A 20,166-nucleotide genomic window follows, 5' to 3' on the forward strand; every position below is an offset into this window, starting at 1 on the left:
TTTCGCGCTTTAACTGTCGTATTCTTAAGCTCTTGTTTTCTTTTTTCTTCCCCCTATGAACCGTTTTAATTGGCAACGTGCCGTTATAAAAGTTGGCAGTGCGCTTATTGCTCCTGAAGGCAATGAGTGTAGTGGGCGTTATTTACTGTCTCTTGCTCGATTTATTACTGCTAGTCGCGAAGCTGGCAAAGAAATTATTCTTGTCTCTTCTGGCAGTGTTGCCGCGGGCCGCAGCAAAGTGAAGGTTCGTCACAACGCATCTATTGCAGAAAAACAAGCTATGGCTGCGATTGGCCAGAATTTAATGATGGCCAACTGGCAGCGCTTTTTCGACTTTCCCTGTGCACAAGTATTGTTAACGGCGGATGATCTACGCGATAGAACCCGCTACGTAAATATTAAAAATACCTTGCGCGAAATTTTGAATCACAATGCGTTACCTATTGTGAATGAAAACGACACCGTAGCTGTCAACGAACTCAAAGTGGGTGATAACGATAACTTGGGTGCTTACACCGCTCTGGTCGCCCAAGCAGACACCCTCATTATCTGCTCAGATATCGACGGTTTATTTACCGCAGACCCAAGAAAAGACGCCAGCGCCACACTCATTCCACAGGTAGATAAAATAGACAGCACTATTTACGGCCTTGCCGGCGGCGCTGGAACTGCGGTAGGAACTGGCGGCATGCGCACAAAAATTGAAGCGGCAGATAAGTGCACCAGTAGCGGTATTCAAACTCTTATTGTAAACGGGCGAAAAGGCGAAACCTTCGATGCGTTACTTGAAGGTAAAGTGCCGGGAACCCTATTCAATGCTAGTAGCACTCCCGCCAGCGCGCGCAGACTGTGGCTTACCCATACTCTAAAAACCGCTGGCAGAATAGAAGTTGATAGCGGTGCGAAAGAGGCGTTAGTGCGAAAAGGTGCATCATTACTGCCATCGGGTATTGTTGATGTCGTCGGTTTGTTTGAACAAGGCGACGCTGTTGAAGTGGTGTGCCAAGGAGAAGTTATTGCCAAGGGGCTTTGCTTATATAACGCAAAAGACTTAACGCTTATAAAAGGGAAAAAGTCGAAAGAAATTGCCAGTGTGTTAGGTTATGAAACAACGGATGTTGCCATTCACCGTGACGATATGGTGCTTTACTCATAGCGCTACCCAAAAGAATCGCTGCAATAGACTACCGCACATTAAACATTAATTGGCGTTAGTCGTTCATCGATTTTCATTATTTGCGCCAACAACAAAGCGATACATTTATTCACTAAGGGACGATCATGACTGATATCACACCTACACTTGCCGACTACCCTTACAAAGTCACTATCGCCACGCGTTGGCAAGACAATGATGCGTACGGACATATCAACAATGTTGTGTACTATGGTTTCTTTGATACCGCGGTAAACCGTTTTTTAATTGAAGAAGGTGGGCTAGATATACACAACGGGCAATCCGTGGCGTATGTGGTAAGCAGTCAGTGTCAGTACATTGCTCCGGCAGCCTACCCTGAAGACATTTTTGTAGGCTTGCGCGTTATCAAAATTGGTAGAAGTTCAGTGACTTATGGTCTATCGGTTTATGCCGGAGAGAATAAGCGACGCGTGGCTCATGGCCAATTTGTGCATGTGTTTGTAGATAGAAAAACCGACAAGGCCATTCCTATTCCTGTTAATGTGAAAACAGCGTTAGAGTCGATTGTGGAAGTAATGTAGAGCATGGCAAAAATGACGAAACACAATGCATCACAAGCGATGAGCAACGGCAATCAAAAGCAGGTTGTCTTTCTAGACGCCGAAACCATGGATTTGCCCAGTCTTGATACCTCTTCACTCGATGACGTACAAAACAATTTCGACGCCGCGATTACACTTCATCAACAAACTCAAGCCGAAGATGTGGCCGAGCGCATTAAAAATGCCGATGCTGTGCTGGTTAACAAAGTCGTGCTACAAGCCAAAGATTTACAGCAGGCCAGTCAGCTTCGCTATATTGGTGTAACTGCGACCGGCATGAACAATATCGACCGTGATTACTGCGAACAGGCTGGTATTACCGTTCAAAATGTAGAGGGCTATGGCACTGATAGCGTTGCTCAACATACGTTGACCTTGGCGTTGAATTTGGCCACCAATTTTGTGACGTATCAGCGCGATATACGCAACCAAGCATGGTCTGCATCTTCTCATTTCTGCTTACTCAATCATCCCGTGGTGGAATTGGCGGGTAAGCATGCGGTAATTGTTGGGCATGGCGAGCTTGGCAAGCGTGTAGAGGCATTGTTTAAGGCTATGGGTATGCAGGTGAGTATCGCTGCTCGCCCAGGTAAACAAGACGACCCTCGTCCAAGTCTTGCATCGCTTTTACCAAATGCCGATGTGGTAAGTCTTCATTGCCCGCTTACTGAAGCCACCGATAAGCTGATTAATGCCGAGACGTTGTCGCTGATGAAGCCAACCGCTTTTCTCATTAATACGGCTCGCGGCGGTTTGATTGATGAGGAGGCACTCTATCATGCGCTTAAAAACAACCAAATTGGTGGCGCGGGATTAGATGTACTAAGTGTCGAGCCTCCGCCTGTTGATCATATATTGCTTAAAGAGGCACTACCTAACTTGCTGGTAACGCCGCATAATGCGTGGATTGGTAATGGCGCTAGGCAAAAACTGCTAGATAGTGCTATTGACCATTTATCTGCCCACTTATCTTCTTGTTTATCAGCTCCCCAGGGCTAGAACACCACTATGAATAACGCAACCTTATTTGCTCTGTGCTGCCTGATTTGGGGCTCAACCTGGATAGCCATCACTTACCAAATAGGGCATACCTCTGAAACGTTTGCCATTGCGCTGCGTTATTTATTGGCGTCGGCCTGTTTAGGGATTTACTGTGTTATTAGGCGTTTGCCGCTTAAGCTACCGGTACATGTTCATGTGAAAATGGCCGCAGTCGGTCTCTTTTTATACAGCTTAAATTACACGCTGCTGTATATGGCGCAAGCGCACATAATTAGCGCGCTGTTAGCCCTTATGAGTTCTTGTATTATCTACATTAATGTTGTGCTTCGGCGATGGTGGCTTAAAGAGCCTATAAGAAAAGAAGTGGTTATAGGTGCGACATTTGGCTTGCTGGGCATTGTGTGTTTGTTTGTGCCGGAGTTTTCCAAAGTCTCCATGGATGCGGCGCTTGCCACCGGCCTCGCTATAGCGTTTGTCAGCTTTTTCTGCGCCTCAACAGGTAACGTTATCTCCGAGCGTATTTTGACCTCGGGTACGCCTGTTATCCAAATGAACTTCTATGCCATGAGCTATGCCATGGTGCTGCTTTTCATCACCTCACTGGCAATGCCGGGTAAGTTGGTCATTCCTACCCAACCCGAGTTCTATCTGTCGCTGCTTTATCTGGCTATCTTTGGCTCTGTGTTTGCGTTTGGCGCGTACATGAAACTGTTAAAGCAAATGGGCGCTGACAAGGCTGCATATGTGGTCTTGGTATACCCCATGGTTGCACTGGTTATTTCCACCTTTTTCGAAGGCTATACCTGGAGCGTTTTATCTGTGGTTGGGGTGGTCATTGTGCTGGTAGGCAACGCCATTGCAATGGGAAAAATTCCTCGCTTTATGCGTCGCCCACCGGTGTCGAGCTAGGAGCTGGTAAAACCGTTTATTTGAGCGCGTTGATTTTCTTATTCAGTTCGTAAGCAGGCTCGGTAACAATGGTTTCAAGGGTTTCGATTCGCGCCATCAAAGCTTCAATCTGCGCATCTTTTTCCTCTAAACGCTGCTGCTGTTTGTCGGTCACGCTTTTAACGAACGGGTTGCTGCACTCGCCGTTCATCCAGTCGTTTAGTCGCCACTGAAATTTTGCGTCTAAGTAGCTTGCCAAAAGCACAAGCGACGTCAGGCTGCCAATTAACAAAACTATACTTAACGTAGACATAATTTTTTCCTAATCCAAATTTCAAGGTTGAAGGCTTTTAGGGAAAATGCCCTAAACGCACGTTACTGCACTTACTGTTTTAACTAGTCGTTTGTTGCTTAAAAAAATTACAGCATTGACGAAAAAAGTTTGTAATAAAAATTCGTGGGGGCAGACTGATAGAAGTAACACAATAAAATAACAACAGTTTTTGTGATTAGGGATGTGACGTTGGGGCAGGGTTTTGAAGATGTTTTTGCGCAATACGGGGCAATACTGAGCCGTGTAGCCAACAGCTATGAAGCAAACGAAGCGATGCAGCAAGAATTATTGCAAGAAATTGCTATTGCCGTCTGGCAGGGGCTGTCTCGCTTCAAGGGCGATAGCAGCGTGAAAACCTATATTTTGAAGATAGCTCATAACCGCGCAGTTACTCACGTAGCAAATCAAGTGAAGCGTCTCGATACCCATCAATATGACCACGATGATTTGGGCTCTGACGGGTTCGCGAGTACTACCCACTCACCAGAGGAAATGTCTAGTCAACACCAGTCATTAGAACGCCTACTTCGCGCGGTACGGGCACTTCCATTGCAGTCAAGACAAGTGCTAACGCTTTCTCTTGAAGGCTTAAGTTACGATGAAATTGCAGACGTCTGTGGTCTGACTAAAAATCATGTTGGTGTGATATTAAAGCGCGCCAAGCAAAGTATCATGCAGGAGCAACCGCATGCATAATTCAGATAAAGAGAATCAAACGAACCCGCCCGTATCAGTAGACGATGCGCAAAATGATGGCCTTTCTGCGCTATGGCAAGCTCAGCCAGTTACGACTATCAACCTCTCGGAAGTAAAAGCCAGTTTAAGCAGCGAGCGAACCAAGCAACGCTGGTATATGTTGGTTGACTCCTTAGCGTTTATCCCAGCGATCTACTTGCTAGTTGTTACTTGGGAAAAGTTCACTTTTGTCGCCCACGCGATGTTTGTTTTTATGTTGGTCACGGCTCTTCCCCTGCTTGTTTATCAGCTGTGGTTAAGAAGAGTGGCTGCATTTTCAAAAGACACTCAAACCGCTGACCACCTAACGCAGCTAATAAAGCAAATTAAGAATAACGTGAAGATTGCTGTAATCACTAAACACTCGACATGGACTGCAGTGTTATTTGGATGTGCCTTTCTGGTGGAGCGCTATTTTTATGGGGAGCTTACCCCAGAGAAAGTCATGAAGATGGCTATAGTTATGACGTCCATGAGCGTTGTAATGCTAGTGTGGTATGTGTGGGCGAGCAAAAGACAAAAGCGTTTTGAGCGTCAACTCGAAACGCTTGAGAAGATGGCACAGCAGCGTTAAGGGCGCATGAGTGCAAAAGTACGATGTTTTGACTTTGAGCGCTTAATTGTTATTACTTGTGCTCGGAGTGCTCACATTATCTTTCAGATCTTGCTCTGCGCTTTCATCGGACTCGTCAGATTCACTGTCGTCTTCATCACTATCTCTACGGGTTCTGTTATCACCCAAGAAAAACTCATAATAAAGGTCTAACGCGAACTCAGATTGGTCTTCCAGTGTGGTTTGAATGGCTTCTAAATATAAACTAGGTAGAAGCTGATATTTTACCGCCAAGTCAGGCGGTAGTTGTCTGCGTCGTAGTGTGCTATTGGCGTCGTTGTTACTTAGACCAACGTCCACATTGTATTCCACAGATAATCGCTCGTTTATCTGCCCTCTTACCGACAGTAAATCTTCGTTAGTGCTTAAACTAAAATCATCAATACCTAGCGCGCTTCCCACTTGTCCTGTCAGGGTTTTGGTGTTGGATAAACCAAAACCTACCAGCAGCGCAGCGTAGTTAGGATCTTGTGTGCCCGAGTTCGGTCCAGAACCTGTGAGTAGATATGACAATACACCCTGTTGATCCATCGCAGGCTCAGAGAATAGGTTAATACTTGGCGAGTCAGCCGCGCCATCAATTCGGATACCTGCAATTACGTCGTCATCGGTTTTAGCCGGGTCGCGGATGGCTTCGACCAGCAACAAAGGTTGGTCAATTGGGCCGTTAAATTGTACTTCACCGGTTTGAATAATTAACTGTTGTCCGTAAGCGTTGTATCGACCATTTAAAATTTGAAGGTCACCATAGCCCACAAGTGCAGGTTGAGTGTTTACGCGAATGCCACCATACAAACTTGCAGTAAGGCCAAACGCTTCGAGTTTTACTTCTTCGGTTTTGTTTTTGTCGATGTTGACCAATACCGAAGCGTGGACGATATCTAGCGGTTCCTCTCTATCCGGTTCGCCACGCAGGTGCACGTCTTTTGATGGGGAAACAGCACTCTCAGGTAGCGACTCTATTTCAATTCTCGCCCAAGGAATATTTACCTCGCCACTCACGTCCACTTTTTCTTTTGTGGCGGCGATATCGATATTCGGTGATACCTTGAGTCGAATGTTTGGCTGACGAATTTCGAAACCGTTTCCCTTTAAATTAAATGTCGCACTGGGGTTGGATGACCAGTCTAACTCGCCTTTTAACGCCCCTTTTCCTCCGCCTAGTAAGAAGGTGCCGTCTAGAGCAGCGGTTTGACCATTAAGCGATACTTTTTGATTCCAATCGGCCAGTGTCACAGGTGTATCTTGTATATCGATAGCGCCATTTGAAACCGTCAATTCACCGTTAAGCGTAGGGTCGTCAATGTAACCACTCAACGATACGTTCCCGTTTAACTTTCCTGTAAGGGTTCTGATAGCAGGGGAAAGGGGTTTGAATGGTGCAACATTAAGCCCTTGCATCTCTAGTTTACCATCGAGTGGTATACGCGATTCGAAAGGACGGGTATTTAAGGTTAGTGTTGCATCCCCGACATCTTGGCTTGAGATCACAGATGTTGATGCTAACTGCCCCTGCTTTATCTCTCCTTTAGTTTCTATGGAGTTAATAGTGAGCGTTAGCGGGCGCGTTTCACCAAGTTGCCATGGCGCAGAACTCATAGACGCAGTAAATGTGGCATCGATGGGATCGTTAGCTGAGTAGCTGCCTTTGGTTTTTACGGTAAGTGTTGCTTGTGAGGGACTTGAAACAACAGTAGGCGCTAACTCGTTCGCCCACAAGCCGATGGGCAGCGCCGTCGCGCTGATATCCCAACTGGCTTTGTTTTGTTGATAATTCACGTTTGAAATACACAGCTCACCTTCTTTTCGAGAGGTCCAACAGTGCTGACCTATTTTAGCCGTTATAGGTGTGGAGCCTATATCTACACTGAACGGGCTTGATAGCGTCCACTGCATATTCGCGAGCTTCAATGCGGTATCACTAATTTCCCCCACCCAGTGATTGTTCGTCCATGCACCTTTTAAAGACAGCCCAATATTATTGTTGGGCACAGCTAGGTCAATATCTGCGGTGTGGTCGCGATAGGTACCGTTAACTTTGATTTCGCCGTTCAATGGTCCTTGCTGCGCGGCAGAGGCATTTAAATTGGGTGACACAGCGATATTAGATAGGGCGAGTGTGCCGTTAGCACTTGGATTTTGCCAAGGACCGGCGGCTGTGATATTGCCACTTACCGCACCTGTCACTTCTGGGTATAGGCTTGAAATAGCGTTAACGTTTATCGCAATATTTGCGTTTAAATGACGCTTATTCAGTACCTGAGCAATGGCGCGTATCGTGTTTCGCTCTTGCTCGTGTTCTTGAATGATATTGACGTTAGTAACGAATAAGTCGCTGGGGCCAGCATAAACCGCATTCCCCTTCACCTGAAGCGGTTTGCCCTGAAGTACACCCGAGACAGTCATATCTCTTAGGCTCATGTGTAATCCGCCGCGCTCAGAGTATTGCAATATACTGTCTATTTCTCCGCTAATTTTTTCAGGCGCATAAGTGCTGAATTGCCGCCCTGATACATTCTTAAGCGTTGTCTTACCTTCCCACGCGATACTTTCATTTAGATAAAGGGTACCAGTGTTGGTTAAGCTCCCATCCAAAGCGTTTATATTGGCTTGATTAACAAAAATATTGTTCTTTTTCAGCACCACATCAAGTGATACTGGTACATTGCCAATGTCAGGCAATGTAGCTGCGCCTGCTCCTTTAAGTACGTAATCACCCATGGTGCCGGAAAGCGTTAACTGTCCTTCTTTGAGCGTAGTGTTTTCCAGTGTCGGTATGGCTTGTTCTTGCCAGTTCGCAGTGAATTCTATGGGAAGGTTACTGTCTAGAATGTTGGCCATTAGGTTAGCGTTTGCGGTTACCGCGCCTTTGGCTACAACTGACAGCGTTAAGTCGTCCAACGCACCCGCGGCCGCTACACTCAGTTCTTGTGGTGTGTCGCCAAGCTTCGTTTTCGCGTTAATAGCCACATTTAATGGGAAGTTTCCGTCAAGTGTTGCGCTCGCTTTTCCTTTCACCTCACCTTGTTCATGTACAACGGTCATTTCTTCAATAGCGACATCGCTGCCCTTAAAGTGAGCCTCTAACAGCGAGATGAGTGAAATGTGTTGTTTGCTCTCCCCTTGAATTATGTGTAGATCTTCTACTAAAAAAGTACCAAGAGACAAAGGAATAGGCGTAGCTATATTTGGTAGTACGGGGACGTCGTAGCTTAGTGAGTATGACGTAGGCAAAGCGCTATCAGCACTTGGAGCCTGTTCTTTTTTGGGAGCAGGCTGCTCACTATTAGTTTCCGATGCATTGGTCATGGCTGCCGATGAAGAGCTGGCAGCTTCATCTTGGTTTAGCAGAGCAATGCGAACACCTTTCGCGGCTATGCTGTCAAGTATGAGGTCGCTATTTCCTTCAAAATCGGTTAGCTCTAGTTCATCAATTTCTACTGTTGTCGTAAGTAGAGCAAGTTTGATATTCGTTAGCGCTAAATACCCAACATCAATAGGCAGCGGTAATTCAATCTGGCCACCTGCAGGTGCATCATCGGAAGAGTCAGGCGCGTTTGAGCGCTGTGTGAGCGTAGCGTTTTCCAGCGTGACTTCATTGACACACACTCTAGGCTCAAACAAACAACGCCAGGTAATATCAATGTAGGCATATTGTGCAGACACCTTCCATTGCGGGTTTTCCCACTCCACATTATGCACTTCTAGTGTGTCAGCAAACCCACCGTCAATGGCATCGATGGAGAGGTTTTCAACAAACGTGTTGGCCAGTAACTTAACGGTAGTGCCGCCTAAGGGACTTATCAAAACGGCATACAACGCGACAAGTATAAGAACCGGTGAAAGTAAAATAGCCGAAAGCGTACGTTTTCTCATAGCTCAGGCCCCAACAAAATATGTAACTGCCATGTATTCTCGTCTGGCGCAAAGCCTCTTGCCACGTAAAGTCTGACTGGACCAATTGGTGAAAGCCAATGTACACCAGGTCCAACGCTATATGTCAGCGTTGTGCTGGTGTCGTTTGTTGCTGTACCTGCATCAACAAACGCTGCCACTCTCCAATTATCTGCCACTTGATAGGCATACTCTACACTCGATGTAGCAAGGTACTTCCCTCCAATAGAGTCAACAATGAGTTCTCCTGTTTCTGGATCAATGACTTCAGCTGTCGGAGAAATTTCGCGATAGTCGAAGCCGCGAACACTTTTATCGCCCCCTGCATAGAAACGCAACGACGTTGGCACTTCATCAAAACTATTGGTTTTAATAACCCCTGCTTCACCGCGTATGGTTATTCTGTGCACATTGTTAAAGGTACGGATAAGCGTGGCTTCAACTACTGCCTTTGCAAAATCGATATCAGAACCATAACCTTCTTTGCCTATTTGAGTGAGCATTTGAAGGTAGGTACCATTATTAATGTTGAGCTCACTGTCTTTATCGCGATAGGTTAACGAATACCCGGGTAATACTAGGGACGTGGTATTTGTACTCAATTCCCCTTGATCATAAGTTTCACGTAGATAGGTCACCGAGCCATCGTGTTGCCATGGTGAATTGTCATGTTGCCAGTATCGGTGTGCAGACAAAGATAAGGTTTCACTCTCAAAGGAAGTGTTGCTGTACTCTATAAATTGGTAACCCGCCTCTATACTCGCGTAATCCCGCGTTATGTTTCTCATAGGTATACGGTAGTCGGCAGTCACTGATTGTTCTGGCGCTGAAATGAAAATATCAGATGAAACAGAGTGCCCTTTACTATTCACCCAAGGACGCTCCCATCCCAAGCGAACCCGTGGGCCCGTGTCAGTGGCTGCGCCAACAGAAACGTTAAATGCGTCTGTGGGTCTGTGAAGTAACGATACCTCAACCGGTACCAGCAAACCATCAGCCTCACTTACAACCGGGCGTGCAATAACGCGGGTAAAATACCCAGATTGATTAAGGCTTCTGTTGAAATCGGCAAGTGTTGCTGAAGAGTACGCATCGCCTGTTTGAAAAGGCTTTAGCCGCTCAATGATGGCTTTCGCCTTGTCATCGCCAATAAATTTTAGCTCTCCAAATTGGTACTGGGGCCCGCTTTGCGCAATCAAAAGTACGTTTGCTTGTTTTTCGTCACGCACTAGGTCGAGGCGCGTCGCCTGCCAAAAATAATCAAAATAGCCATTAGATAAGGCGTAGTTAAACATGGACGACTTAAACGACTCGTAAATGGTTTGGTTTAACACGTCGCCTTCTTTAAGCTTTAGTGAATTAAAACGTTCTCTGAAAGCCTTATCTTCACGTCCCGCACCTATTATTTCGCGAGTAACCTTATTTATGGTAAGCGGCGCATTCAAAGCAACGTTCACTGTAACCTTGTCGCCCTCTTCAATACTTACCTTGGTCTCGCTGTTGTAATAACCATAGGGTTGAACCGCTGTCGCTACCGTTTCACCCACTTCATCTTGCCAGTAAGGGTCAGTAAGCAACGATTTTTCCACGTCGAGACTGTTTAAATGCAGGCGGATATTATTACGCAGTTTGTCGTCTTCTACGCCCTGAATGTTATAGGAAATAGGGTCTTGGGCATGTGAAAAAGTAAAGAGAGCACACACTAGCGTGCACAATGTACTGCCCACCAAAACTCGGACTGCTTTGGTGATTCTAAACATAAATTGTCGGAAAAGATGGTCTTGCAAACTGGCAAGCCCGCTCCAAATCGAAGGCATGAAAAGGCTAAGTCCTTAAGGTAACGCTGGGCTGTGAAGCTTACCGCTTGATGGTAAAATCCATATTATGTCTGTGGTTAATGATACCACATTTGCAATTTGTATCCGCAAACTACGACGAGAGATCAAATAATTGCGCTGACGTCGGTAAATAATACCAATCCGCATAGATCATTACCCACTCAGAAGGCGCTGGCAAGTTTCCTAGCAAAGCGTGGGAATGCAGGAATGGCTGTTCCCTTTCAAATTCCCAGAATGAAGCTAGGAAGCTTGCCAGACCTTCCCGAAGGGCGAGTTTAAAATGTCCGTACTCTTTGTTGTGTCACCTTGATGTAGACCACTATACCTGCGGTAACACGCCGCGATTACGAACATTTTAACTCTCGCTGAGTGGGTAATGATCTATGCGGATTGGTATAGCATGCATTCAACGTATTTTCCTAACTAGAATGCCCGTCTTCAGAACATATCTGGCACATCCACTCACTGAACATAGAGCCTAGCATTGCTTTGTTTTTGTACATCTGGGCATGAGTGAGTATACTCTGTGTAACTTAACTTCGAGTTTTTTGCCTAAGCTAAGTTCCACTAACAATAAAAAACAACAAGGGAATGTTATGTCTTCTAATAAGGCTCTCTTACCTACGACACTAGTTACTTTGCTACTGTTGGTTTGCTCTTTCTCCACACTGGGCGCAGATCAAACTAAGGCAGAACCCGAGTACGAAAAATTCAGTTCTTTGCCAACTTATTGGACTCCGTCGCTGTCACCCGATGGCTCAAAAATCGCTTTTGTTCAAAACGTTGAGCAAGAAGAAGCGTTTGCCATGCTTGCCACTTACGACTTAAAAAAGGGTGAAAAGCACTACCTACTGCGATCGGACAATGAACGCGTAAAAATTAACTGGTACAACTGGGTGAACAATGAACGGCTGGTGGTTAGCGCTCGTTACGAAACCCGCCGTGGCACCACGAAAGTTCACGACACACGGTTGTTAAGCATTAAGTTTGACGGTGAAGGCGGTGCATTCAACTTGGTTGAATGGGAGAGAATAAAGCGTCGAGCAGGTAACCCGAACCACATTCCTCAATTTCACGATGACGTTATCGACTGGCTGCCTGACGATCCAGAACATATTCTAATTGCCTTAGACGCTGAGGTGTTGGGGCTGCCGTCGGTTTACAAAATCAATGTTAATGATGGTGGCGTAAGTCGCATTATTCGCGGGAAAAAACGCATTAGAGATTGGATGACGGACCAACAAAATAACGTTCGTATAGGTGTTTCGCTTGATTACGATACAGGGGAGCGAGAAGTCTTTCTAAAAGAAGGAGACGATTGGCGCACCTTATTTGCTTACAACGCTATGTCTGACAAGGGTGAATACCCAGTTGGCTTTGCAAAAGACCCAAATATTCTTTATTTCAAAGGTTATAAAGGAGACTTCCGTGCATTGTACACCTTGAACCTTACTACTAATGAGCGAACAGAGGTGTATGCTGATGAAGGGTACGATGTTAATGGTAGCCTTATCTATTCACCGGTTACCCGAGATGCAATAGGAGTACGCCATGACGGTCGACATTATTGGGATGAACGTTACGTCGCTCTTCAAAATGGTATCGATGCTGGTCTTCCTGATTACGACAATACCTTAGTCAGCTTTAGCGACGACGAACAAACATATGTTGTTTATTCAGAGTCAGACACCTTACCAGGAGTTTATTTGTTGGGTGACCGTAAAGAAGGCACGTTAGTGATGCTTTTTGAGCAGTATGCTCAAATAGATCCGGCAAAATTATCTGAGCATACGTTAATTGAATATGAAGCCAGAGACGGCATCAAAATCGAAGCGTATTTGACTTTACCAAAAGGCGAAGGCCCGTTTCCTACCATTATTCATCCCCACGGCGGCCCCGGAGCAAGAGATTTCAGTGGTTTCGACTATTGGACAGCGTATTTTACGTCGAAAGGTTATGCAGTACTGAGGCCTAACTTTAGAGGTTCTAGAGGGTATGGGTACAGCTTTGCGCAAAGCCAAATGAAAGGTTGGGGCTTGGCTATGCAAGATGATATCACCGATGCGGCAAACTGGATGGTAGAGCAGGGGCACGCTGAGCAAGACAACATGTGTATTGTGGGCGCTAGCTATGGCGGTTACGCCGCCCTGATGGCAACTGTCAAAACCCCGGATCTGTTTAAGTGTGCGGTGAGCTTTGCTGGCGTAAGTTCACTTAAACACGTCATTATTCATTCTCGCCGTTTCCTGAACAACGAATTTGTGAAAAACCAAATTGGGGATGATTATGATGACCTTGAAGCGCGCTCGCCTTACTACAATGCGAAAGGGATAAAGACGCCAATTTTGCTGGTACATGGAGATGAAGATAGAGTTGTCCCTCCACTTCATAGTCGCTACATGGCTGACGAGTTAGATGATTACGACAAGGTCTACAAATATGTAGAGCTTGAAAGTGGCGACCACAATTTGTCTATTCAGCGAAATCGTCATATTTTCTTTAAGGAAATGGATGCATTTTTAGACCAACACCTTAGGCCAGCGAGTAAAGCGAGTGCTGCAACGGCAAACGTTTCAGCTTCCGAGTAACACCCGTTAAATGCACCAGTATTTACGACAAGATTTTGCTTGGCTGGCGGCTTTTTAACCAAGTTTCAGGTATACTCAACAAGGCGCGTTAATTTCGCGCCTTTTTAATTTCCCCCACTTTATTTCATATTCGAGACTTTATGCCCCAGACTTCTAATGGCGTATCTGAGGATACTGCAGTTGTGCAAAAGCCAGCGCTTGGCCTTGTTGAATTTGTTGCGCTAATGGCTACGATGACATCCCTTGTCGCGTTGAGCATTGACGCTATGCTGCCTGCGTTGATTCAAATTGGCGAGTCACTACAGGTCGCCGAGGCGCATCAAACCCACTTAATCGTTACCGTGTTCTTTTTAGGCATGGCACTGGGTCAAATGTTCTTTGGGCCTTTTTCCGATAGCCGCGGCCGTCGCCTAACTATATTAGTGGGCCTGTGTATTTTCGCCTTAGGTACATTTGTTTGCATGATGGCCACCAATTTGGAGACCATGCTGGTAGGTCGCGTTATTCAAGCATTTGGGGTGTCTGGGCCACGAATAGCCTCTATGGCAATTATTCGCGACCTTTACGTTGGCGATGCGATGGCAAAAGTCATGTCGTTTATCATGATGGTGTTTATATTAGTGCCTATGTTGGCGCCTATTATTGGGCAAACGGTGATGGAGTTGACCTCATGGTTCCATATTTTCACTATGTTTCTCATTGTGGCTACCATGGCCGGCATTTGGTTTTTTTCTCGTCAAGGGGAAACCTTGCCAAGAGCAAGGCGTAAAAAGTTTTCATGGGCGCAGTTTTTTGCATCGTCAAAGTTCATTCTCACTAACCCAGCAGTGATGGGTTACACCTTTGCCATGGGCTGTATTTTTGGGGCATTCCTGGCGTATTTAAGCGCTTCGCAAACCATATTTACTGTGTTTTACAACGTAGGTGAATGGTTTCCCTACATCTTTGCAACGCTTGCTTTTTCAATTGGTCTCGCCTCTTACTTTAACGGCAAAATGGTAATGCGTTTTGGGATGCGCAAGCTTTGTCGTTTTGCACTTAAAGGGGTTAACGGGTTTGCCGTTGTGTATTTAGTGTTACTGTTGGCGTACGACGGCTTGCCGCCTTTAATTCCTACGGTTACGGTTATGTTTGTAGGCTTTTTCTTTGTGGGCATACTGTTTGGTAACTTAAACGCCATGGCGATGCAGCCGCTTGGCGATATGGCAGGTTTAGGCGCGGCCATAATTGGCTCATTTTCTAGCCTTTTCTCGGTGCCTGTTGCACTGTTCGTCGACAGTTTCTTAAATGGAAATTTAATGCCTATCGGCTGGGGATTTCTCGTCTTTTTTGCTTTGTCTTACGTATCCGTACGCTATGCTGAGCGCGTTCGTGAAGGTTCTATTTAGAAGGTGTATCGGCGTGTCGCAGAGGTTAGTTGCGTAAGAAAGATACTTATTAGCAGGCTTACGGACATAAAAAAGCCCGACCAAAATGGTCGGGCAAGAGGGCTTAGTTAAGCACCTAACGACAGAAACTGTCCTAACCTATGATGGCCTTCATGTCAGTCATGTAGCCACGTAAGGTCTTACCTACCGATTCCACACCGTGTGAGCGGATGGCTTCGTTAATTTCAACAAGGCGTTTGTTCTCTACCTGATTAGAAGTAGCGGCTAAACCCTTACCGATAACGCTGGTATCAATGGTAGGCATAAATTTCTCACGCAAAATTGGAATTGCTGCGTTAGCAAACAAATAGTTTCCGTATTCTGCTGTGTCTGAAATAACCACGTTCATTTCATACAAACGCTTACGTGCGATTGTGTTAGAAATAAGCGGTGTTTCATGCAGTGATTCATAGTACGCAGACTCAGGTAAAATACCGGCTTCAACCATTACGTCGAACGCAACTTCAACACCGCACTTGATCATGGCAACCAGTAAGATGCCGTGGTCAAAGAATTCTTGTTCACTAATTTCACCTTCATAAGCCGGTGCGTTCTCAAACGCGGTTTCACCGGTTTCTTCACGCCACTTAAGCAGGTTCGCATCGCCATTCGCCCAGTCTTCCATCATGGTGCGAGAGAACTCACCGCTGATGATGTCGTCTTGGTGCTTTTCAAATAGCGGACGAAGTAAATCAGTTAACTGCTCAGAAAGCTCAAACGCTTTCACTTTTGCAGGGTTTGATAGACGGTCCATCATGTTAGTCACACCGCCAATCTTAAGTGCTTCAGTAATAGCTTCTAGGCCGTACTGAATAAGTGCACCTGCGTATCCTGGCTCGATACCGTCATCAACCATTTTTTCAAACGCAAGTACCGCTGCAACTTGTTGCATACCACACAAAATGGTTTGCTCGCCCATGAGGTCAGATTTAACTTCAGCCACAAATGATGACTCAAGTACACCTGCGCGGTCACCGCCCGTTGCACTTGCAAGTGCTTTGGCCTGATCCCAGCCTTTACCTTCAGGGTCGTTTTCTGGGTGTACAGCAATCAGAGTTGGTACACCGAAGCCACGCTTATATTCTTCACGTACTTCAGAACCCGGGCTTTTCGGCGCACACATGATTACTGTGATATCGCTACGAATTTGCTGCCCTTCTTCAACGATATTGAAACCGTGAGAGTAACCTAGCGTTGCACCTTCTTTCATAAGCGGCATAACGGCTTCGACTACGCTAGCGTGCTGCTTATCAGGTGTTAAGTTATATACTACGTCTGCTTCTGGAATGAGCTGTTGGTAAGTACCAACGGTAAATCCGTTACTGGTTGCGCGCTTATATGAGTCGCGTTGCTCATCAATGGCTGCTTGACGCAGCGCATAAGAAACATCTAACCCTGAGTCACGCATATTCAAGCCTTGGTTAAGGCCCTGCGCGCCGCAGCCTACAATGACAATTTTCTTGCCTTTTAAGAACTGACAACCGTCAGCGAATTCATCGCGTGCCATGAAACGGCAGCGGCCAAGCTGATCTAACTGCTGGCGAAGTGACAGGGTGTTGAAATAATTAGCCATAAAAATTTCCGAACAACATTCATTTTTGTCAATATCAAACACCGACCTTGGTGTTGACAGACCTCGTCTATGACGACTTGATATTGAGACTAAAAGATTTCTTTTGTTTTGGAAAATGATATATTTGCAAGATAATGTTGCATAAAGTGAAATATTTATGGATTTTCGCAGTCTACAGCTGTTCAATCACCTAGCTACCAGCCTACATTTTGGCATTACCGCCGAGGCCATGTATGTGTCGCCTTCTACATTAAGCCGCGTGATTCAGCGCCTTGAGGACGAGTTAAGCTGTACACTGTTTAAACGTGATAACCGCAAAGTGGCGCTAACCCACAGTGGGCACAAGCTGCTGTCTTTTTCAAAGCAAGCGCTGAAGGATTGGCAGCAGCTAAAGGTCGACTTAAAAGAAGATAACGACGCATTGCAGGGAGAGCTCAGCGTATTTTGCTCGGTTACCGCTAGTCAAAGCCACTTACCCGCTATGCTTAGACAGTTCAGGCAACAGCACCCGGGTGTTGATATACGCCTAATTACCGGCGATCCTGCCCTTGCGATAGAAAAAGTGAAAGGCAAAGAGTGCGACTTATCTATTGCTATCTACACCCCTGATATGCCGACAGATTTACATTTCACCGCGCTTGATAATGTACCTTTGGTACTTATTGCTCCAAGAGAGTGGCGACTTACTCAACTAAGCCAGTTGGACTGGACCAAGCATCAGGTGATAATGCCCGAAACTGGCCCAACCCGTCGTACTGCCTATCACTGGTTTGCTGAACACGGTATTCGTCCAAATGTGTATGCTTATGTCGGCGGTAACGAGGCCATCGTGAGCATGGTGGCACTTGAATGTGGCGTGGGTTTTGTGCCTAAAGTGGTACTTGATCACTCCAGTATGGCCAATGCTGTAACCCAAATACCTGTTGAAGATATTGAGCCTTATGCCCTAGGATTGTGCTGCTTGCAGGATAAGCAAAACGAGCCGCTTATTAACGCCTTTATGCAGCTTAATTTGCAAACGCGTGGCTAAGTTTAAGGCATAGCTGGTGCTCAGCTAGCGCTCAACTGTTTAATAAGGTTATCGAGGGCGCGATAGCCCAATGCTTCTGCAATGTGCGCCCGCGATACAGCGTTCTGCTCTTCAAGGTCAGCAATGGTTCTTGCCACTTTTAACGTGCGATGAAATACCCGCATAGACAAATTAAGCTGTTTAGCAGCGGCTTGTAAAAACTGCAAATCAGCGTCATCAAGTAAGCATATATCGGCAAGCTCACCCGCGTGCAGCGCCCCATTTGGCTTACCTTGCCGTAGCCCTTGTTTGTGACGCGCTGCAATGACCCGCTCTCGCGTTGCGTGTATCGAGTCGTCAGATCTATTGGCACGCTCTGGCAGGTCGTAGTCAGGTAGCCGCGGCACTTCGACTTGTATATCAATTCTATCAAGCAGTGGTCCCGATAACCGGTTCAAGTAGTTGAGCTGTTGCTGCGGGGTTAGTCGGTTATCATCAATATCACCCGTCGGACTTGGGTTCATCGCCGCTACTAGTTGAAAGTTAGCGGGGTATGTGGCGCTTCCTGAAGCACGAGACAAATGCACGTCGCCGGTTTCAAGTGGCTCGCGCAATACATCCAGTGCCTTTCGCCCAAATTCAGGCAGTTCGTCTAGAAACAAAATACCATTATGAGCCAGCGATATTTCACCCGGTACAGGGTTTGAGCCACCGCCAGTAAGCGCCACCGCAGAGCTAGTATGATGGGGCGAGCGGAGGTGGCGAGTTAGAAAACGCTCTGCATGCAGTTTTTCGCCTTTCACAGAGTGAATGGCAGCCACTTCCAACGCTTCTTCCTCGCTCATATCGGGTAATAGCGACAGCAATCGGCTGGCGAGCAGGCTTTTACCTGTGCCAGGAGGCCCTACCATAAGTAAATTGTGTGCTCCACTTGCTGCGATAACAAGCGCTCGTTTGGCTTGCTTTTGACCGATAATATCGTCCCAACCAGTTGAAGCGCTGCGTGATGAATGAGAAGTAAACGGCTGGCCTTTGGCGAGTTTTTTGTTGCCGGTAAGGTGTTCATAAACAGACAGTAAATCGAAAGCGGGATAGCGTGTTGCATGAGAAACCAATGCAGCCTCTACGTCATTATCACCCGGATATACGAGCGCAATGTCTTCGTGTGCGGCTGCCATGACAACAGGAATAAGCCCGTTAACCGGCTTTATTTCGCCGTTTAATGCAAGCTCGCCCACGAAGGCAATGTTGAGCAGGCTAATGTCTGAGATGTAGCCCGACGCAGCTAAAATGCCTACGGCAATGGGAAGGTCGAACCGCCCGCCAAACTTGGGAATATCTGCTGGCGCTAAATTGACGGTTATTCGTTTTGCGGGAAACTCAAAACCACTGTTTATCAGGGCGCTGCGTACTCTTTCTCGCGCTTCTTTAACGCTGGTTTCTGCCATGCCGACCAGTTGAAAAGCAGGTAAACCATTAGCAAGGTGAATCTCTACACTTACTTCTGGCGCTGCCACGCCCTGCCCTGCAAAGGTTTTAACAACAGCCATTCCCATAATCTAAACAACCTCCTTTCCCTGAATACTTATGATTCGTGGTTATGAAACGCAAACGTGTCAGCGCGGTAAAAAATGTAAGCCAACGCAGTCTGCGTAAACTTTAGAGAGAGTCGGGATAAGATGTAACTGTACTAACGATGGGATCTACTGAGAGTGCATAAAACGCTTGGCATGTAATGATCCTGCTCAGCAAACTTAGGCTAGTGCTAGTGGTGGTCGTTGTAGAAAACGGGCAGCTGCCAATGCCAGCGCATGGCGCCAAGCCTAAACAGTACGGTTGTGACAAGGGCCGCAATACCACACCACTGTGTGGCGAGTTCCATATGCATGCCTATTCCATAAACCACGCCCCCTGCAATACAGGTCATTGCATACAGTTCGCCGTTGAGTACCAGCGGTACCTCTCGGCAAATAACGTCCCGTAACAGACCGCCAAACACGCCGGTAATGGTGCCCATGGCAACCGCCACGGCCATGCCTGTGTCGTTTGCCAAGGCTTTCTCTATGCCTACTACGTTAAAAAGCGCGAGCCCGAAAGCATCGGCAATTAATAAATAGTGAAAAGGAAAGCGTGGACTAATACGCAGCCAGATAATGGGTATAAAGGCGGCTATCAGTGTGGTGTATAAATAATCGGTATCGGCAATCCAGAAGACCGGGACATCTAACATGACATCACGCAGTGTTCCGCCGCCAATGGCGGTTGCGCTGGCAAGCACGACCACGCCAAATCCATCCATACGCTTTTGATAGGCCATCAGGGTGCCGGAAATTGCGCACACTGCAACCCCCGCTAAGTTTAACCAATGAAACCAATCAAACATCTTCTTGTACCCTTTTACTACCCTTAAAAACTCGCCATTCCTACCGCAAAATACTTGATCAGGCCTTATGTTTCATGCTATTTCTTTGCCCAATATCGAAACGTACTGTTGAGATTACGGTTCGTGATATTGAGTGATGAGG

Annotated in this window: 15 protein-coding genes; 9 read left to right on the forward strand and 6 right to left on the reverse strand. The window is 46.4% G+C overall.

Annotated elements, in window-relative coordinates; all coding sequences use genetic code 11:
* Positions 1 to 55: 55 nt before the first annotated feature.
* The 4 genes from proB to MHN00_RS08355 all read left to right on the forward strand — a co-directional run bounded on the left by proB (position 56) and on the right by MHN00_RS08355 (position 3,651).
* A complete protein-coding gene (proB, locus tag MHN00_RS08340) occupies positions 56 to 1,156 on the forward strand; it encodes a glutamate 5-kinase (protein WP_069945230.1) in 1,101 nt (366 codons plus the stop codon).
* Between the two features lie 125 nt (positions 1,157 to 1,281).
* Positions 1,282 to 1,719: a thioesterase family protein gene (locus tag MHN00_RS08345; RefSeq protein WP_014951416.1), complete on the forward strand. Its 438-nt coding sequence runs from the start codon at positions 1,282 to 1,284 to the stop codon at positions 1,717 to 1,719.
* A gap of 3 nt (positions 1,720 to 1,722) precedes the next feature.
* Complete coding sequence (locus MHN00_RS08350) at positions 1,723 to 2,739, forward strand: D-2-hydroxyacid dehydrogenase (protein WP_239300900.1); 1,017 nt, start codon at positions 1,723 to 1,725, stop codon at positions 2,737 to 2,739.
* A 9-nt stretch (positions 2,740 to 2,748) separates the two neighbouring features.
* Entirely contained in the window at positions 2,749 to 3,651 is a 903-nt protein-coding gene (locus MHN00_RS08355; RefSeq protein WP_049586437.1) for an EamA family transporter, read from the forward strand.
* A 16-nt stretch (positions 3,652 to 3,667) separates the two neighbouring features.
* Here the strand turns inward: MHN00_RS08355 and MHN00_RS08360 are convergent, their stop codons facing one another.
* Entirely contained in the window at positions 3,668 to 3,943 is a 276-nt protein-coding gene (locus MHN00_RS08360; protein ID WP_014951413.1) for a hypothetical protein, read from the reverse strand.
* 210 nt (positions 3,944 to 4,153) lie between these two features.
* On the opposite strand from MHN00_RS08360, the gene MHN00_RS08365 reads away from it, so the two are divergent.
* Positions 4,154 to 4,660, forward strand: coding sequence for a sigma-70 family RNA polymerase sigma factor (locus MHN00_RS08365; RefSeq protein ID WP_014980752.1), 507 nt, complete (start codon positions 4,154 to 4,156; stop codon positions 4,658 to 4,660).
* Positions 4,653 to 5,273, forward strand: a complete 621-nt coding sequence (locus MHN00_RS08370; RefSeq protein ID WP_110289584.1) for a hypothetical protein — start codon at positions 4,653 to 4,655, stop codon at positions 5,271 to 5,273. The genes MHN00_RS08365 and MHN00_RS08370 overlap by 8 nt, the downstream gene beginning before the upstream one ends.
* Positions 5,274 to 5,315: 42 nt before the next feature.
* On the opposite strand, the gene MHN00_RS08375 is transcribed toward MHN00_RS08370, so the two are convergent.
* Positions 5,316 to 9,188, reverse strand: coding sequence for a translocation/assembly module TamB domain-containing protein (locus MHN00_RS08375; RefSeq protein ID WP_239300902.1), 3,873 nt, complete (start codon positions 9,186 to 9,188; stop codon positions 5,316 to 5,318).
* The gene (locus MHN00_RS08380) at positions 9,185 to 11,023 is read right to left on the reverse strand and encodes an autotransporter assembly complex family protein (protein ID WP_239300904.1); all 1,839 of its coding nucleotides are present in this window, start codon (positions 11,021 to 11,023) and stop codon (positions 9,185 to 9,187) included. The genes MHN00_RS08375 and MHN00_RS08380 overlap by 4 nt, the downstream gene beginning before the upstream one ends.
* 617 nt (positions 11,024 to 11,640) lie before the next feature.
* On the opposite strand from MHN00_RS08380, the gene MHN00_RS08385 reads away from it, so the two are divergent.
* Together MHN00_RS08385 and MHN00_RS08390 are read left to right on the forward strand one after the other, a co-directional pair.
* Positions 11,641 to 13,632, forward strand: coding sequence for an alpha/beta fold hydrolase (locus MHN00_RS08385; RefSeq protein ID WP_014951398.1), 1,992 nt, complete (start codon positions 11,641 to 11,643; stop codon positions 13,630 to 13,632).
* Positions 13,633 to 13,772: 140 nt separating this feature from the next.
* Positions 13,773 to 15,020: a multidrug effflux MFS transporter gene (locus MHN00_RS08390; protein ID WP_239300906.1), complete on the forward strand. Its 1,248-nt coding sequence runs from the start codon at positions 13,773 to 13,775 to the stop codon at positions 15,018 to 15,020.
* A gap of 133 nt (positions 15,021 to 15,153) precedes the next feature.
* Here MHN00_RS08390 and ilvC read toward each other — a convergent pair whose 3' ends face one another.
* On the reverse strand, positions 15,154 to 16,632 hold the full coding sequence (gene ilvC / locus MHN00_RS08395) for a ketol-acid reductoisomerase (RefSeq protein WP_014951396.1): 1,479 nt from the start codon (positions 16,630 to 16,632) through the stop codon (positions 15,154 to 15,156).
* A 157-nt stretch (positions 16,633 to 16,789) separates the two neighbouring features.
* Between ilvC and ilvY the strand changes: the two genes are divergently transcribed.
* Positions 16,790 to 17,662 (forward strand): HTH-type transcriptional activator IlvY, encoded by an 873-nt coding sequence (gene ilvY, locus MHN00_RS08400; protein ID WP_014951395.1) that lies wholly within the window; start codon positions 16,790 to 16,792, stop codon positions 17,660 to 17,662.
* A gap of 20 nt (positions 17,663 to 17,682) precedes the next feature.
* Here ilvY and MHN00_RS08405 read toward each other — a convergent pair whose 3' ends face one another.
* Together MHN00_RS08405 and MHN00_RS08410 are read right to left on the reverse strand one after the other, a co-directional pair.
* Entirely contained in the window at positions 17,683 to 19,197 is a 1,515-nt protein-coding gene (locus MHN00_RS08405) for a YifB family Mg chelatase-like AAA ATPase (RefSeq protein WP_239300907.1), read from the reverse strand.
* Between the two features lie 209 nt (positions 19,198 to 19,406).
* On the reverse strand, positions 19,407 to 20,024 hold the full coding sequence (locus MHN00_RS08410; RefSeq protein ID WP_239300908.1) for a trimeric intracellular cation channel family protein: 618 nt from the start codon (positions 20,022 to 20,024) through the stop codon (positions 19,407 to 19,409).
* Positions 20,025 to 20,166: the final 142 nt, after the last annotated feature.

Origin of the sequence: Alteromonas sp. Cnat2-8, from assembly GCF_022348355.1 — a bacterium.
Taxonomy (GTDB): Bacteria; Pseudomonadota; Gammaproteobacteria; order Enterobacterales; family Alteromonadaceae; genus Alteromonas; species Alteromonas macleodii.

What these genes read in the sequence shown, in the direction of transcription:
- proB (WP_069945230.1), top strand. Translation starts at nt 56, where the DNA reads ATGAACCGTTTTAATTGGCAACGTGCCGTTATAAAAGTTGGCAGTGCG.
- MHN00_RS08345 (WP_014951416.1), top strand. Translation starts at nt 1,282, where the DNA reads ATGACTGATATCACACCTACACTTGCCGACTACCCTTACAAAGTCACT.
- MHN00_RS08350 (WP_239300900.1), top strand. Translation starts at nt 1,723, where the DNA reads ATGGCAAAAATGACGAAACACAATGCATCACAAGCGATGAGCAACGGC.
- MHN00_RS08355 (WP_049586437.1), top strand. Translation starts at nt 2,749, where the DNA reads ATGAATAACGCAACCTTATTTGCTCTGTGCTGCCTGATTTGGGGCTCA.
- MHN00_RS08360 (WP_014951413.1), bottom strand. Translation starts at nt 3,943, where the DNA reads ATGTCTACGTTAAGTATAGTTTTGTTAATTGGCAGCCTGACGTCGCTT.
- MHN00_RS08370 (WP_110289584.1), top strand. Translation starts at nt 4,653, where the DNA reads ATGCATAATTCAGATAAAGAGAATCAAACGAACCCGCCCGTATCAGTA.
- MHN00_RS08375 (WP_239300902.1), bottom strand. Translation starts at nt 9,188, where the DNA reads ATGAGAAAACGTACGCTTTCGGCTATTTTACTTTCACCGGTTCTTATA.
- MHN00_RS08380 (WP_239300904.1), bottom strand. Translation starts at nt 11,023, where the DNA reads ATGCCTTCGATTTGGAGCGGGCTTGCCAGTTTGCAAGACCATCTTTTC.
- MHN00_RS08385 (WP_014951398.1), top strand. Translation starts at nt 11,641, where the DNA reads ATGTCTTCTAATAAGGCTCTCTTACCTACGACACTAGTTACTTTGCTA.
- MHN00_RS08390 (WP_239300906.1), top strand. Translation starts at nt 13,773, where the DNA reads ATGCCCCAGACTTCTAATGGCGTATCTGAGGATACTGCAGTTGTGCAA.
- ilvC (WP_014951396.1), bottom strand. Translation starts at nt 16,632, where the DNA reads ATGGCTAATTATTTCAACACCCTGTCACTTCGCCAGCAGTTAGATCAG.
- ilvY (WP_014951395.1), top strand. Translation starts at nt 16,790, where the DNA reads ATGGATTTTCGCAGTCTACAGCTGTTCAATCACCTAGCTACCAGCCTA.
- MHN00_RS08405 (WP_239300907.1), bottom strand. Translation starts at nt 19,197, where the DNA reads ATGGGAATGGCTGTTGTTAAAACCTTTGCAGGGCAGGGCGTGGCAGCG.
- MHN00_RS08410 (WP_239300908.1), bottom strand. Translation starts at nt 20,024, where the DNA reads ATGTTTGATTGGTTTCATTGGTTAAACTTAGCGGGGGTTGCAGTGTGC.